Raw genomic sequence first — 666 nt, forward strand, 5'->3', positions numbered from 1 at the left:
GCTCCAGCCTGATAAAATAAAGTGTTGTTTTTGCTCAGAAATGTTCGGATCATAATGGCTTGATTGCAATCACCGTTTAAGCCAATCATTCCGATGCAACCGCCGTAAAAACCACGCGAATCTTTTTCATATTCATTGATAAGCTGTAGCGCTTTGTATTTTGGCGCTCCGCTTAAAGTTCCCTGCGGAAAAGTATCAGAAACTATATCAAAAGGATTGGTGTTTTCTTCCAGATCGGCGGTCACTTCGCTTACCATGTGGATAACATGAGAGAAAAACTGAATTTCTTTCAGTTTGGTTACAGTTACATTTTTTCCGTTTTTTCCTAAATCGTTTCTGGCTAAATCTACCAACATGGTGTGTTCTGCGTTTTCTTTCGGATCTTTTTTTAAAGCTTCTGCAGACTGCAGATCGGTTTCAAAATCTCCGCTTCTTTTGAATGTTCCGGCAATAGGATGCATGATGGCTTTGTTTTTTTTTATAATTAATTGACTTTCAGGACTCGAACCAAATAATTTATAATTTCCATAATCGAAAAAGAATAAATAAGGTGATGGATTGATGTTTCYCAAAGCACGGTACACATTAAACTCGTCGCCTTTGAATTTCTGCTCAAACCTTCTGCTCAGAACCAATTGAAATACATCACCTCGTTTGCAATGCTTC

The 666-nt window shown here is 37.9% G+C and carries 1 protein-coding gene; it reads right to left on the bottom strand.

Annotation, left to right across the window (positions count from 1 at the left end):
• Positions 1–666, bottom strand: a 666-nt coding sequence (locus AB4Y90_RS18095; RefSeq protein ID WP_441558947.1) for an anthranilate synthase component I family protein, incomplete at both ends; no start/stop codon positions are given.

It is taken from the genome of Chryseobacterium sp. 2TAF14 (assembly GCF_052115105.1).
Taxonomy (GTDB): Bacteria; Bacteroidota; Bacteroidia; order Flavobacteriales; family Weeksellaceae; genus Chryseobacterium.